Origin of the sequence: Streptomyces sp. NPDC020996, from assembly GCF_040641355.1 — a bacterium.
GTDB lineage: Bacteria > Actinomycetota > Actinomycetes > Streptomycetales > Streptomycetaceae > Streptomyces.
In genome coordinates this window covers 19,719-33,004 of sequence record NZ_JBFADM010000027.1, presented here as the reverse complement: position 1 = coordinate 33,004, position 13,286 = coordinate 19,719, and the positions used below count along the sequence as shown (strand labels likewise).

Genomic DNA, 13,286 nt, shown 5'->3' with positions numbered 1-13,286 from the left:
GCCGTCCGGCTGGTTGGTGCCGGTCGCCCCGGTGCTCGGCCGGCCGCCAGGCCGGGCCGTGTCCGGCCGGTCCTGCGGCGTGTCCCGGTGGGCGGGAGCCGTCCGGTGCCGGGGGCTCCGGGCGTCGGCACCGGATCGTGGTTCGGCGCCGGATCGTGGCGGCCGGTCGGCCCGTCGCCCGTTCGGTGTGCGGCCGTCCGGCCGGTACGGGCCGGCGCCCCCGGTGCTCTGCTGCCCGCCAGGGTCGGGCAGGGGACGTGGAAGGGCCCCGAACCGAAACCGGCTCGGGGCCCTTCCACGTCGTACGACAGTCGCGCAGCCGCTACGGAAGCTGCGCGGCCCGCGCCTCGCGGCGGTTGCCGCGGAAGTTGTTCACCCGGCGGGCCGTGGCGAACAGCGGGATCACCGCGCCCATGACCAGCTGCAGGGCGCAGCCCGTCTGGAGCAGCAGCTGGCCGCTCGGGGCGTCGAACGCCCAGGCCGCCAGCAGGCCCATCGACAGGACGATCCACGACAGCATCGCCCCCGCCAGACGGCCCCGCGGCTTGGGGTACTCCACCCGGCTCACCATCAGCCAGGCCGTGCCCAGGATCGCCAGCAGCGTCGCCACGAAGGGCAGCTCCAGCAGCACGATCGAGACGACCGTCAGCGCGCCGAACGGCGAGGGCATGCCCTGGAACATGCCGTCCTTCATCGTCACGCACGAGAACCGCGCGAGTCTGAGCACCACCGCCAGGAGCACCACGATCGCGCCCAGCGCCGCCACCCGCTGGTGCGCGTCGTCGGCCACCATCCCGTAGACCAGGACGAAGTACGCCGGCGCCAGGCCGAAGCTGATGAGGTCGGAGAGGTTGTCCAGCTCCGCACCCATCGGCGAGCTGCGCAGCTTGCGCGCCACCAGGCCGTCGAACAGGTCGAAGACCGCGGCGCACAGCATCAGGATCACCGCCGTGGCCGCGCTGTGGCGGGCCATGCCGGTCTCCTGGTCGCCCGTGAGGTGCGGGATCAGGATGCCGGTGGTGGTGAAGTACACGGCCATGAAGCCGCACGTGGCGTTGCCGAGGGTGAGGGTGTCCGCTATCGAGAGGCGGAGAGAGAGCGGCATCTCCTCCTCGTCGTCCGCCTCGTCCGCCTCGGGCACCCAGCCCGCCTGTGTATCCGGATCAATCACGGTCAATGCGAGTCACCCCAGCCACGGTCTTCTGTCCGACCTCGACCGCGACATCCACGCCTTCGGGCAGGTAGATGTCGACACGCGAGCCGAAGCGGATCAGACCGATGCGGTCACCCTGCTCGACCTTGGTGCCCTGCGGCACGTAGGGGACGATGCGACGGGCCACGGCGCCGGCGATCTGGATCATCTCGATGTCGCCGAGTTCGGTGTCGAAATGCCAGACTACGCGCTCGTTGTTCTCGCTCTCCTTGTTGAACGCCGGAACGAACCCACCCGGGATGTGCTCGACCGACGTCACAGTGCCGGCCAGCGGCGCCCGGTTGACGTGGACATTGAGTGGGCTCATGAAGATCGCGACGCGGGTGCGGCCGTCCTTCCACGGCATGATGCTCTGCACCACTCCGTCGGCGGGCGAGATGACCCGGCCCTGGGCGATCTCGCGCTCGGGGTCGCGGAAGAACCACAGCATGCCCGCCGCGAGCGCGGTGGTGGGCACGGCCACGGCCTTGGCGACACCGGAGCGGCGTGCCCGGATCAGGCTGAGGGCTGCGGTGGCGACGGTCGGGAGAAGCCACGGCGATGCTCCGCGCGCGAGGCGTACGCCGACCAGGCTGTCGCGTGGTGCAGAGGTTTGGCTGTGGGGCATGGATGACCTTCGTAGCGGATGATGCCGCGCTGGAACGGGGGACGGCGGCTTTTCCGGGATCGTACCGGTCGTAGGCCACAACTGGGCAAGCCAGGAAGCCGAGTCGGCGTCCGAAGAGTGCCTACGGGGTGTGATCTTCTTCTCGAAGAAAACACCCCGCATCCGGACAATCAGCCCTGGAATCGATACTCTTCGAGCAGCCGGCGCCCGATGATCATTTTCTGGATCTCGGCGGTGCCTTCACCGATGAGCAGCATCGGGGCCTCCCGGTAGAGGCGCTCGATCTCGTACTCCTTGGAGAAGCCGTAGCCGCCGTGGATCCGGAAGGCATCCTCCACGACCTCCTTGCAGTACTCGGAGGCGAGGTACTTCGCCATCCCTGCTTCGAGGTCGTTTCGTTCTCCGGAGTCCTTTTTGCGGGCCGCGTTCACCATCATCGCATGCGCGGCCTCGACCTTGGTGGCCATCTCGGCGAGTTTGAACTGGATCGCCTGGTGCTGGGCGATCGGCTTGCCGAAAGTGTGACGTTGCTGGGCGTACTGGACGCCCAGCTCGAACGCGCGCTGAGCGACGCCGCAGCCACGCGCCGCCACATTCACGCGGCCGACCTCGACTCCGTCCATCATTTGGTAAAAACCTCGGCCGGTGACCCCGCCGAGCACCCGATCGGCCGGCACGCGCAGGCCGTCCATGATCAGCTCGGTGGTGTCGACGCCCTTGTAGCCCATCTTGTCGATCTTGCCCGGGATGGTGAGGCCGGGGCGGACCTCGCCGAAGCCGGGCTCCTTCTCCACCAGGAAGGTCGTCATCGACTTGTGCGGTGCTGTGCCCTCGGGGTGTCCTTCGTCACTCCGGACCAGCACGGCCACCAGAGACGACGTGCCGCCGTTGGTCAGCCACATCTTCTGGCCGTTCAGGACGTACTCGTCGCCGTCCTTCACCGCCTTGGAGGTGATCGCGGACACGTCCGAGCCCAGGCCGGGCTCCGACATCGAGAAGGCGCCGCGGATGTCGCCGGCCGCCATCCTCGGCAGGAAGTGGTCCTTCTGCTCCTGCGTGCCGTGCTGCTTGAGCATGTACGCCACGATGAAGTGGGTGTTGATGATGCCGGACACCGACATCCAGCCGCGGGCGATCTCCTCGACGCACAGCGCGTAGGTGAGGAGCGACTCGCCCAGGCCCCCGTACTCCTCGGGGATCATCAGACCGAACAGGCCGAGTTCCTTCAGGCCGTCCACGATCGCTTGCGGGTACTCGTCGCGGTGCTCCAGCTCGGTGGCGACCGGGATGATCTCCTTGTCCACGAAGTCGCGGACGGTGGAGAGGATCTCCTGCTGGACGTCGGTCAGACCGGCGGTCTGGGCGAGACGGGCCATCACTTCTCCTGCTGCTTCAGCTCCGGGCGGCCGGGCTGCTCGCCGCCGCGCTCCTTGATGTACGTCTCGGTCGGGACCATCACCTTGCGGCGGAACACGCACACCAGCGTGCCGTCCTGCTTGTAGCCCCTGGTCTCGACGTACACGATGCCGCGGTCGTTCTTCGACTTCGACGGCCACTTGTCGAGCACGGTCGTCTCGCCGTAGACCGTGTCGCCGTGGAAGGTCGGCGCCACGTGCTTCAGCGACTCGATCTCCAGGTTGGCGATCGCCTTGCCGGAGATGTCCGGGACGGACATGCCGAGCAGCAGGGAGTAGATGTAGTTGCCCACCACGACGTTCTTGCCGAAGTCCGTCGTCTTCTCCGCATAGTTCGTGTCCATGTGGAGCGGGTGGTGGTTCATGGTGAGGAGACAGAACAGGTGGTCGTCGTACTCCGTGACCGTCTTGCCCGGCCAGTGCTTGTACGTCGCCCCGACCTCGAACTCCTCGTAGGTGCGTCCGAACTGCATGGCCCTACGCCTCCGGGATCTCGAACTTGCTGGTGCGCTGCATGCCGGCGGCGCGGCCCTTGCCCGCGATGACCAGCGCCATCTTGCGGCTGGCCTCGTCGATCATCTCGTCGCCGAGCATCGCGGAGCCCTTCTTGCCGCCCGCCTCGGACGTGCAGTACTCGTACGCGTCCAGGATCAGCTCGGCGTGGTCGTAGTCCTCCTGCGAGGGCGAGAAGACCTCGTTGGCGGCGTCGACCTGGCCGGGGTGCAGCACCCACTTGCCGTCGAAGCCGAGCGCGGCGGCGCGGCCGGCCACCTCGCGGAAGCCGTCGACGTTGCGGATCTGCAGGTAGGGGCCGTCGATCGCCTGGAGGTCGTTGGCGCGGGCGGCCATCAGGATCTTCATCAGGATGTAGTGGTAGGCGTCCGCCGGGTAGCCGGGCGGCTGCTCGCCCACGACCAGCGACTTCATGTTGATCGACGCCATGAAGTCGGCCGGGCCGAAGATGATCGTCTCGATGCGCGGGGACGCCTGGGCGATCTCGTTGACGTTGTTCAGGCCCTGCGCGTTCTCGATCTGCGCCTCGATGCCGATGCGGCCGACCTCGAAGCCCATGGTCTTCTCGATCTGCGTCAGCAGCAGGTCAAGGGCGACGACCTGCTGGGCGTTCTGCACCTTCGGCAGCATGATGCAGTCGAGGTTCGGGCCGGCTCCCTCGACGACCGTCACGACGTCCCGGTAGGTCCACTCGGTCGTCCAGTCGTTGACGCGCACGACCCTGGTCTTGCCCGTCCAGTCGCCCTCGTTGAGGAACTTGACGATGGTGTGCCGCGCCTCGGGCTTGGCGAGCGGCGCGCACGCGTCCTCCAGGTCGAGGAAGACCTGGTCGGCCGGGAGGCCCTGCGCCTTCTCCAGGAAGCGGGGGTTCGAGCCCGGGACGGCCAGGCAGGAGCGCCGCGGGCGCAGTCGGTTGACCTGGGGAGCAGGGCTGGTCATGCGGGGACCTCCAGGGGGTCGAGCTTGTTCGCTGTCCGGATCTCGTCGACGATGCGGCCGATGATGCCGGTGATGTCGAAGTCCTTGGGTGTGAAGACCGCGGCCACTCCGGCGGCCCTGAGCTGTTCGGCGTCGCCACTCGGGATGATGCCACCGGCGATCACCGGTATATCTGTGGCACCGGCCACACGGAGCCGCTCCAGCACGTCCGGCACCAGCTGGGAGTGCGAGCCGGAGAGGATGGACAGGCCGACCGCGTGCACGTCCTCGGCGAGGGCCGCGTCCACGATCTGCTCCGGGGTGAGCCGGATGCCCTGGTAGACCACCTCGAACCCGGCGTCGCGGGCCCGCACGGCGATCTGCTCGGCGCCGTTGGAGTGCCCGTCCAGGCCCGGCTTGCCGACCAGGAAGCGCAGCTTGCCGACGCCCAGGTCGCGGGCGGTGGCGTCCACCTTCCGGCGGACCTCGGCGAGCGCGGTCCCGGCCTCCGCGGTCACCGCGACCGGAGCCGAGGACACGCCCGTGGGCGCCCGGAACTCGCCGAACACCTCGCGCAGCGCGCCCGCCCACTCGCCGGTCGTCACCCCGGCGCGGGCGCACTCCAGGGTGGCCTCCATCAGGTTCTCGGTGCCCTTGGCGGCCTCCTTCAGCCGCTCCAGCGCCTTGCAGGGCCGGGGGTGGTTGAAGGGCGGCTGGTAGCGGGTGTCGCGCCAGTGCTGGAGCGAGGCGATGACGCGGGCCTCGACGGCAGGGTCGACCGTCTGGATGGCCGTGTCCAGATCGGCGGTCAGCGGGTTCGGCTCGGTCGTCTCGAAGATGTTGACGCCGACGATCTTCTCCTCGCCGGACTCGATACGGGCCCGGCGGGCCGCGTGCGAGGCGACGAGCTGCGACTTGAGGTAGCCGGACTCGACGGCCGCCATCGCGCCGCCCATCTCCTGGATGCGCTCGATCTCGGCGAGCGAGGCCTCGACCAGCTCGGCGACCTTGGCCTCGATCACCTTCGAGCCCTCGAAGATGTCGGCGTACTCCAGCAGGTCGCTCTCGTACGCCAGCACCTGCTGCATGCGCAGCGACCACTGCTGGTCCCACGGCCGGGGCAGACCGAGGGCCTCGTTCCACGCGGGGAGCTGCACGGCACGCGCGCGGGCGTCCTTGGAGAGCGTCACGGCCAGCATCTCCAGGACGATCCGCTGGACGTTGTTCTCCGGCTGCGCCTCGGTCAGGCCGAGGGAGTTGACCTGGACCCCGTAGCGGAAACGGCGCTGCTTGGGGTCCTGGATGCCGTACCGCTCGCGGGTGACCTGGTCCCAGATCCGGCCGAAGGCCCGCATCTTGCACATCTCCTCGACGAACCGCACGCCGGCGTTCACGAAGAAGGAGATGCGGGCCACGACGTCGCCGAACTTCTCGGCGGGCACCTGCCCGGAGTCGCGTACGGCGTCCAGCACCGCGATGGCGGTGGACATCGCGTACGCGATCTCCTGCACCGGTGTGGCGCCCGCCTCCTGCAGGTGGTAGCTGCAGATGTTGATCGGGTTCCACTTCGGGATGTGGGAGACCGTGTACGCGATCATGTCCGTCGTCAGGCGGAGCGACGGCCCCGGCGGGAACACGTGAGTGCCCCGGGACAGGTACTCCTTGACGATGTCGTTCTGGGTCGTGCCCTGGAGCCTGGTGATGTCCGCGCCCTGCTCCTCCGCGACGACCTGGTAGAGCGCCAGCAGCCACATGGCCGTGGCGTTGATCGTCATCGAGGTGTTCATCTGCTCCAGGGGGATGTCCTGGAACAGCCGGCGCATGTCACCGAGGTGCGAGACCGGGACCCCGACCCGGCCGACCTCGCCGCGGGCGAGGACGTGGTCGGGGTCGTAGCCGGTCTGCGTCGGCAGGTCGAACGCCACCGACAGGCCGGTCTGGCCCTTGGCGAGGTTGCGCCGGTACAGCTCGTTGGACGCTTCGGCCGTGGAGTGACCGGCGTACGTGCGCATGAGCCACGGCCGGTCCTTTTCCTTGCGCGCCTGCGGCGCCTGACGCTCAGTCATGTGCGATACCTCCGCTGTCCTCAGATGTTGCGGAAGCGGTTGATGGCGTCGATGTGCTTGGCGCGCATCTCCTCGTCGTGCACGCCCAGGCCCTCCTCGGGGGCCAGGCACAGCACGCCGACCTTGCCCTGGTGGAGGTTGCGGTGCACGTCGTAGGCCGCCTGCCCGGTGTCCTCCAGGGAGTAGACCTTGGAGAGCGTCGGATGGATCTTGCCCTTGGCGATGAGGCGGTTGGCCTCCCAGGCTTCGCGGTAGTTCGCGAAGTGCGAGCCGATGATCCGCTTCAGCGACATCCACAGGTAGCGGTTGTCGTACTCGTGCATGTAGCCGGAGGTGGAGGCGCAGGTGGTGATGGTGCCGCCCTTGCGGGTGACGTACACGCTCGCGCCGAAGGTCTCGCGGCCGGGGTGCTCGAAGACGATGTCGATGTCCTCGCCGCCGGTCAGCTCGCGGATGCGCTTGCCGAAGCGCTTCCACTCCTTCGGGTCCTGGGTGTGCTCGTCCTTCCAGAACTTGTAGTCCTCGGCGTTGCGGTCGATGATCGCCTCGGCGCCCATCGATCGGCAGATGTCCGCCTTCTGCGGCGAGGAGACGACGCAGATCGGGTTCGCGCCGCCGGCCAGGGCGAACTGGGTGGCGTAGGAGCCGAGGCCGCCGGAGGCGCCCCAGATCAGGACGTTGTCGCCCTGCTTCATGCCGGCGCCGTTGCGGGAGACGAGCTGGCGGTAGGCGGTGGAGTTGACCAGGCCGGGCGCGGCGGCCTCCTCCCAGCTCAGGTGGCCGGGCTTCGGCATCAGCTGATTGGACTTCACCAGGGCGATCTCCGCGAGGCCGCCGAAGTTGGTCTCGAAGCCCCAGATGCGCTGCTCGGGGTCGAGCATGGTGTCGTTGTGGCCGTCGCTGGACTCCAGCTCCACGCTCAGGCAGTGCGCGACGACCTCGTCGCCCGGCTTCCAGGCGTTGACGCCCGGGCCGGTGCGCAGGACCACGCCCGCGAGGTCGGAGCCGATGATGTGGTAGGGCAGGTCGTGGCGCTTGGTGAGCTCGCTGAGCTTGCCGTACCGCTCCAGGAACCCGAAGGTCGACAGCGGCTCGAAGATCGAGGTCCAGACGCTGTTGTAGTTCACCGAGGAGGCCATGACGGCCACCAGGGCCTCGCCCGGGCCCAGCTCGGGCAGCGGCACCTCGTCGAGGTGCAGCGACTTGCGCGGGTCCTTCTCGCGGGTGGTCATGCCCGCGAACATCTCCGTCTCGTCCTTGTGCACGGTGATCGCGCGGTACGACTCGGGGAGCGGCAGGGCGGCGAAGTCGGCCGACGTGGAGTCGGGCGACTGGATCGCGTCCAGGATGTCCTTCACGGTCACGGTGTTGCCTCCGGCGAATGGCGTCTTGAGGGGAGACGCTGAGGGTTACGTCGGTGCTGCTGAGGGTGTGAGGTGGGCCGTCGGTTCGGCGGGTGGTGCTGGCTGGCAGCGCTTTGTGGCGCGGAAGGGTGCCTGTGACGCAGGCGTCCGGGCGCGCAGGCCAGGGGCTTGCGGGGACAGCCGGCGTACGCGAGGTCTCTGCACGCCGGCCGCCCGGACACCTTCAACGTATGGCACGCCGTGTCACGTGACAAGGCACTGGGTGCCAGAAATTGCCCTCAGATGAAATCTTTACGTAACAAATGAGCGATGATCGATCGAACGGGCCGTGAAAGCTACCCGAAAAACCCCTCTGACATGGCAAAACGGCCACCCCGGGGGGTGGCCGTCAGCGCAGCGGCGATGTGTCCGAGGGCACCTCGGCACCATCTCGCCGGGGGCTCAGCGGTCCTTGAGCGCCTCCTCGATCGTCCGCATCACCTCGTCCAGCGGGGCGTCGGTGCGGGCGACGGTGACCAGGACCTCGCCGTGCGCGGAGACCGCGGCGGGCGCCGCGGGCCGCGGCGCCGAGCCGCGCCCGGCCCCGATGCCCGTCCCGAACGTCTTGCGCACGATCGCGAAGGCGTGGTCCAGCTGCGCCTCCACGTCACCCTGCCCGCCGGCCCGCAGCCAGCGCCGCAGGACATGGTTGTGGGCGGTGACCACGGCGGACGCGGCGACCTCCGCCAGCAGCGGATCGTCGTTGGCGTCGTCGTCGTGGGCGTGCTCGTCGAAGTGGCCGAGGAGGTAGCGGGTGAAGAGGCGCTCGTAGCGGGCCACCGACGCGATCTCCGCCTCGCGCAGGGTGGGCACCTCGCGCGTCAGCTTGTAGCGGGCTACGGAGATCTCCGGCCGGGCCGCGTACATCTTCATGACTTCCTTGATGCCGCGGCACACCGTGTCGAGCGGATGCTCGTGCGCCGGGGCCGCGTTCAGCACGGCCTCCGCGCGGATCAGGGTGTCGTCGTGGTCCGGGAAGATCGCCTCTTCCTTGGAGCGGAAGTGGCGGAAGAAGGTGCGGCGGGCCACTCCGGCAGCGGCCGCGATCTCGTCGACGGTGGTCGCCTCGTAGCCCTTGGTCGCGAACAGTTCCATCGCCGCGGCCGCCAGTTCCCGGCGCATCTTGAGCCGCTGGGCGGCGGCGCGGCTGCCTGCGGCACTCTCCGGCGCGTCGGGCGTAGCTGGTGTACGTGAGGACTTGGCGGGCTGGGACATGACCCGAACGTACTGCATGCGCGCAGCGTGCCGCGCAGGTACCGGGGTTCCCCCGCCCTGGCCGGACGGGGTACCGGAGCGTTCGGGGGGCGGGGGAGAGCCCCGCCGGGCGGCAGGGGGGCGGCTGCCCGGGCCGAGCAGCCCGCCCCAGTCCGTCTCGCCCGTCGGCCGGTCGTCCGGGCGCTTACCGCCGGGCATATTCGCGGAAGCCGCGGCCGGTCTTGCGGCCGAGGCAGCCCGCGGCCACCAGGTGCTCCAGGAGCGGGGCAGGCGCCAGGCCCGGGTCGCGGAACTCGCGGTGCAGCACCTTCTCGATCGCGAGGGAGACGTCGAGCCCGACGACGTCCAGCAGCTCGAACGGGCCCATCGGGTAGCCGCCGCCCAGCCTCATCGCCGTGTCGATGTCGTCGAGGGAGGCGTAGTGCTCCTGCACCATCTTGACCGCGTTGTTGAGGTACGGGAACAGCAGGGCGTTCACGATGAAGCCCGCGCGGTCGCCGCAGTCCACGGCGTGCTTCCTGATCTTGGCGCAGACCTCGCGGACCGTCGCGTGGACGTCGTCCGAGGTCAGCACCGTACGGACCACCTCGACCAGCTTCATCGCCGGCGCCGGGTTGAAGAAGTGCATGCCGATCACGTCCTGCGGGCGCGAGGTGGCGCGGGCGCAGGCGACGACGGGCAGCGAGGAGGTGGTGGTGGCCAGCACCGCGCCCGGCTTGCACACCTTGTCCAGCGCCGCGAACAGCTGCCGCTTGACCTCCAGGTCCTCGGCGACGGCCTCGACGGCCAGGTCGACGTCGGCGAAGGCGTCGTAGGAACCGGCCGGGGTGATCCGCTCCAGGGTCTGCGCGGCGCCCTCGGCCGTCATCCGCCCGCGGTCGACGGAGCGCGCCAGGGACTTGCCGATACGGGCCTTGGCGGCCTGCGCCTTCTCCTCGCTGCGGGCGGCCAGCACGACCTCGTAGCCGGCCTTGGCGAACACCTCGGCGATGCCGGACGCCATCGTGCCCGAGCCGGCCACGCCGACGGAGCGGACCGGACGGCCCGGGGTGAGGTCCGCGCCCTCCAGCGGCGTCAGCGCGTCCCGCACGACGGCGGCGCTGCCGGGGGCCTCGTACGTGTAGAAGCCGCGGCCCGACTTGCGGCCGGTCAGGCCCGCCTCGCTGAGCTGCTTGAGGATCGGGGCGGGGGCGTGCAGCCGGTCGCGGGACTCGGCGTACATGGCGTCCAGGACCGTGCGCGCGGTGTCGATGCCGATCAGGTCGAGCAGGGCGAGGGGGCCCATCGGCAGACCGCAGCCCAGCCGCATCGCGGCGTCGATGTCCTCGCGGGAGGCGTACTTCGCCTCGTACATCGCGGCGGCCTGGTTGAGGTAGCCGAACAGCAGGCCGTCCGCGACGAAACCGGGCCGGTCGCCGACCGCGACGGGCTCCTTGCCCAGTTCGAGGGCGAGGTCGGTGACCGCGGCGACGGCCTGGGGCGCGGTCAGCACCGAGGAGACGACCTCGACCAGCTTCATCGCCGGGGCCGGGTTGAAGAAGTGCAGGCCCAGCACGCGCTCCGGGCGGGCCGAGTCGGCGGCGAGACGGGTCACCGACAGGGCGTTGGTGCCGGTCGCCAGAACCGTCTCCGGGCGCACGATCGCGTCCAGCTCACGGAAGACCTGGTGCTTGATCTCGTACGACTCCGGGACCACCTCGATCACGAGATCCGCGTCGGCGGCGGCGCGCAGGTCGGTGGCGGTGCGGAAGCGGGCCAGGACGTCGGCGCGCTCCTGCTCGGTCAGCCGGCCCCGCTCCACGGCGCGCGTGGTGGCGGCCTCCAGGGCGGCGACGGACTGGGCGGCCGCGACCTCGCTGACGTCGATGCCGACGACCTCGCGGCCGGCCTTGGCGAGGACCTCGGTGATGCCGGTGCCCATGGTGCCGAGGCCGACGACGGCGACGGTCTTGATGGGGGACAGAGGGGTGTCGGACAGGGGAGTGGCCATCGCGGGACTCCAGAAGATGAGGGTGACGACTGGGAGCGCGCCCGGCGCGCCGCGGAAGGGCGCACCGGGTGCGGGAGATATGCGGGTGTGGCCGGGCTGCGAGCGCACACGCCCGGTGCCGTCGATGCGGGGCGCGCACACGCCCGTGGAGCGACGGCCGATCCGACCGGCCCTGTCCCGGAGCCGCGTCGTACTGAGGTACGCGATGTACCGAACCGACTTCCCCCACCGCCCCGAGGGCGTGGGAGGTGTCCCGTCGCGACGGCTGCGTCACCAGGCCGTCACGAGCAGGTGTGCGAGTGGGTAACTCGCTCGTCTGAGCCTAACCGGTGGGTAACGAGCGCGCCAGCCCCCGGTGTGTGGCGTACGCCTCGCGCGAGCGGCCGTGTTCCGCGGCGGCCGGCCGGGTCAGCCGCCGCGCAGCAGCGTGCCGATCTCCCGCTTGAGGAAGGCGTCCTGGCAGAACTCGAAGTGGTCCACCCGGCGCATGTCGAAGACCTGCCGGATGCCTCGCTCCCGGGCGCGGGCCACCACGTCGTTGAAACGCTGTTCGAAGTGCAGGGAGAAGAACACCCGGGTCCTGTCGCTGATCGCCCTGATGCGTTCGAGGCGCCTGAAGAACAGCTCGTACTGGCCGTCCGGCTGCCAGTAGTCCCACAGGTCGGCCGCGTAGCGCTGGACCTGGGCGAGATCCTTGCCGCTGATCTTGTGCAGGTACTCGCAGAAGTTCTGGAACTCCACGAGTGCCTCCGGGACCTGCGCGATGCGCTTCAGCTCCGCGAGGGGCCGCTCGGGATCGAGGTGGGCGACCTTCCCCGAGATGACCATGGTGGAATCAACCTGACGTAAAGGGATTGTCATGTTCCATCTGTGCTCGCTCATTGACGTCGCCGAGCGGGCCGTACAGGAATCTCTCAGGTCGGGTCCTTCTCACCCCTGCGCCGAGAACCTGAAGCGCGGGACGTCATAAAGGGCCGGAAAGCGTGATTCCTGCCCATGCCGACCGGGTACTGGACCATGGTCTGGGGTTACTGACAGTGAATTCATCATCACCCGACCAAGGGAGTGGCCGATTCCATGGCGACTTTTCTGCCTGCCGACTCCTCGACCTCCAAGCGTTTCAAACAGTTGACCTATCTGGAACGTCTGGCTGATACGCGCACCGTGGTCGTGTTCTTCCACGGGCTGGGGCTGGACGCCACGGATTACCAGGGGTATCTGCAGTCACAGGACATCCAATGGCATCGTGGTGAACCTGGCGGGCTACGCCCCGGGGGGCAGGGATCGCCTCCCGCCCGTGCCCGTGCAGCGCCATGTGGAGATGGTGGCCGCTCTGGTGGAGCGGATCGGCGACGAGTACCCGGACAAGCGGATCGTCCTGGTCGGCTTCTCGCTGGGGGCCGACCTCGTACTCCAGTTGGCGGAGCCCTGGACGGCCGGTCCCCGGCGCCGCCGCCCGTGCGTCTGCGGAGCGCTGCTGCTGGATCCCGAGGTGAACCGGTCCACCATGACGATCTCCCGGCTCTTCGCCGCCGCCGACCGCAGCGACCCGCTGCCCGCCCTGAAGAAACTGATCGGCCTGGCTCCCGATCTGGACGGATTCCGAGCGCTGTGCGCCTATGCGAACAGAATCGCCGCGAAGGATTTCGGACAGGTTCATCAGCTTGCTGGCGATATGATTCACTGCCGGGGCGCTGCCGGATATGATCAGTTTGGTATGCGTGTTTCCCGTGTTGCGGAAATCGCGGACACCGTCAACATCGTGCTCTCCGCCGACTACGAGGAACACCTGGCCGAAATGAGGGCTGCCGTGCGGCGCCGCACCTCCGCGGCGGCCGGGGTGTCCTTCTCCATCACGGAAATGGATCATTTCGACCTGATCGAGCAGGGTGTTCTCTCGAGAGAGCTGAAATCCATCGGCTGCGACTGACGACGTCGGCGGTGTT

11 protein-coding genes are annotated in these 13,286 nt (G+C 69.0%); 1 reads left to right on the top strand and 10 read right to left on the bottom strand.

The genetic code is table 11. From position 1 onward, the window contains the following. Nucleotides 1-322 precede the first annotated feature (322 nt). The 10 genes from pssA to AB0G63_RS19730 form a co-directional block, all read right to left on the bottom strand. Nucleotides 323-1,141, bottom strand: a complete 819-nt coding sequence (gene pssA / locus AB0G63_RS19775; RefSeq protein ID WP_324788110.1) for a CDP-diacylglycerol--serine O-phosphatidyltransferase — start codon at nt 1,139-1,141, stop codon at nt 323-325. Nucleotides 1,142-1,163: 22 nt separating this feature from the next. Next, nucleotides 1,164-1,820: a phosphatidylserine decarboxylase gene (locus AB0G63_RS19770; protein WP_351894008.1), complete on the bottom strand. Its 657-nt coding sequence runs from the start codon at nt 1,818-1,820 to the stop codon at nt 1,164-1,166. Between the two features lie 170 nt (nt 1,821-1,990). Further along, complete coding sequence (locus tag AB0G63_RS19765; RefSeq protein ID WP_360751676.1) at nt 1,991-3,196, bottom strand: acyl-CoA dehydrogenase family protein; 1,206 nt, start codon at nt 3,194-3,196, stop codon at nt 1,991-1,993. Further along, on the bottom strand, nt 3,196-3,708 hold the full coding sequence (locus tag AB0G63_RS19760; RefSeq protein ID WP_360751673.1) for a MaoC family dehydratase: 513 nt from the start codon (nt 3,706-3,708) through the stop codon (nt 3,196-3,198). Before AB0G63_RS19760 ends, AB0G63_RS19765 begins: the two co-directional genes overlap by 1 nt. 4 nt (nt 3,709-3,712) lie before the next feature. Next, nucleotides 3,713-4,687, bottom strand: a complete 975-nt coding sequence (locus AB0G63_RS19755) for a CoA ester lyase (protein ID WP_324788063.1) — start codon at nt 4,685-4,687, stop codon at nt 3,713-3,715. Further along, entirely contained in the window at nt 4,684-6,732 is a 2,049-nt protein-coding gene (locus AB0G63_RS19750; RefSeq protein WP_360751671.1) for a protein meaA, read from the bottom strand. The genes AB0G63_RS19755 and AB0G63_RS19750 overlap by 4 nt, the downstream gene beginning before the upstream one ends. A gap of 20 nt (nt 6,733-6,752) precedes the next feature. Next, entirely contained in the window at nt 6,753-8,090 is a 1,338-nt protein-coding gene (ccrA, locus tag AB0G63_RS19745) for a crotonyl-CoA carboxylase/reductase (RefSeq protein ID WP_324788109.1), read from the bottom strand. Nucleotides 8,091-8,537: 447 nt separating this feature from the next. After that, nucleotides 8,538-9,368: a TetR family transcriptional regulator gene (locus tag AB0G63_RS19740; protein WP_360751669.1), complete on the bottom strand. Its 831-nt coding sequence runs from the start codon at nt 9,366-9,368 to the stop codon at nt 8,538-8,540. Between the two features lie 166 nt (nt 9,369-9,534). Further along, nucleotides 9,535-11,340, bottom strand: a complete 1,806-nt coding sequence (locus tag AB0G63_RS19735) for a 3-hydroxyacyl-CoA dehydrogenase family protein (protein ID WP_360751667.1) — start codon at nt 11,338-11,340, stop codon at nt 9,535-9,537. Between the two features lie 408 nt (nt 11,341-11,748). Next, nucleotides 11,749-12,168, bottom strand: coding sequence for a hypothetical protein (locus AB0G63_RS19730; RefSeq protein ID WP_360751665.1), 420 nt, complete (start codon nt 12,166-12,168; stop codon nt 11,749-11,751). Nucleotides 12,169-12,475: 307 nt separating this feature from the next. On the opposite strand from AB0G63_RS19730, the gene AB0G63_RS19725 reads away from it, so the two are divergent. Beyond that, complete coding sequence (locus AB0G63_RS19725) at nt 12,476-13,270, top strand: alpha/beta fold hydrolase (protein WP_360751792.1); 795 nt, start codon at nt 12,476-12,478, stop codon at nt 13,268-13,270. The last annotated feature ends 16 nt before the right edge of the window (nt 13,271-13,286 follow it).

Excerpts from the sequence above, each read along its gene's own strand:
- AB0G63_RS19750 (WP_360751671.1), bottom strand. The coding sequence starts at position 6,732 with ATGACTGAGCGTCAGGCGCCGCAGGCGCGCAAGGAAAAGGACCGGCCG.
- AB0G63_RS19735 (WP_360751667.1), bottom strand. The coding sequence starts at position 11,340 with ATGGCCACTCCCCTGTCCGACACCCCTCTGTCCCCCATCAAGACCGTC.
- AB0G63_RS19770 (WP_351894008.1), bottom strand. The coding sequence starts at position 1,820 with ATGCCCCACAGCCAAACCTCTGCACCACGCGACAGCCTGGTCGGCGTA.
- AB0G63_RS19740 (WP_360751669.1), bottom strand. The coding sequence starts at position 9,368 with ATGCAGTACGTTCGGGTCATGTCCCAGCCCGCCAAGTCCTCACGTACA.
- AB0G63_RS19765 (WP_360751676.1), bottom strand. The coding sequence starts at position 3,196 with ATGGCCCGTCTCGCCCAGACCGCCGGTCTGACCGACGTCCAGCAGGAG.
- AB0G63_RS19730 (WP_360751665.1), bottom strand. The coding sequence starts at position 12,168 with ATGGTCATCTCGGGGAAGGTCGCCCACCTCGATCCCGAGCGGCCCCTC.
- AB0G63_RS19760 (WP_360751673.1), bottom strand. The coding sequence starts at position 3,708 with ATGCAGTTCGGACGCACCTACGAGGAGTTCGAGGTCGGGGCGACGTAC.
- AB0G63_RS19755 (WP_324788063.1), bottom strand. The coding sequence starts at position 4,687 with ATGACCAGCCCTGCTCCCCAGGTCAACCGACTGCGCCCGCGGCGCTCC.